This window comes from Elizabethkingia argenteiflava, assembly GCF_009904105.1.
GTDB lineage: Bacteria > Bacteroidota > Bacteroidia > Flavobacteriales > Weeksellaceae > Elizabethkingia > Elizabethkingia argenteiflava.
The window spans coordinates 1-501 of sequence record NZ_JAAABJ010000343.1; the positions used below are offsets into that span (position 1 = coordinate 1).

Annotated in this window: 1 protein-coding gene; it reads right to left on the reverse strand. The window is 34.1% G+C overall.

Going from position 1 to position 501, the window contains the following annotated elements; all coding sequences use genetic code 11:
* Nucleotides 1-501 (reverse strand): tyrosine-type recombinase/integrase (locus GNY06_RS03925; RefSeq protein ID WP_166518896.1); only part of this gene is annotated, 501 nt, incomplete at both ends.

Consider the following 501-nt stretch of genomic DNA (forward strand, 5'->3'; position numbering starts at 1 on the left):
GCTTCAAAGAGTAAAAATCTTCCGTAACTTTTATTATTTTGCCGTCCTTGTCTTTTATTTTGTTAGAGCTCTTAATTAATCTGTGCCAACGCTTTGTAATCTGGTAGGGCTGTATAGGCTTATCTCCGGGCTTTAATCCTTTAGAAAATAAATAATCCTTTTGTGATTTGCACATGTCTAAGATCTCCCTCCAATAGGGAATGGCTTGAGGTAAAATAATTTTTATAGTTTCAATATATTCCCTTCCTTTTTGAATGGTTACTTTGTATTCCTGATCGAGTAAATTAACATCTTTCTTTTGTAGCCTAAATAATTCTGAGGTTCTGGCTCCGGAAAGGAAGAATATTTTAAAATATCGGAAGAAATCGGGGTATTTCTCTTGGATATAATCATGTACTATTTGATATTTTTCATCCGAGAGGGTCTCCCGTATGGTCTTGGTAATTTTCTTTTTGATAATCTCTCTACAAGGATTATGGTCGATACACCCATATTGAATCA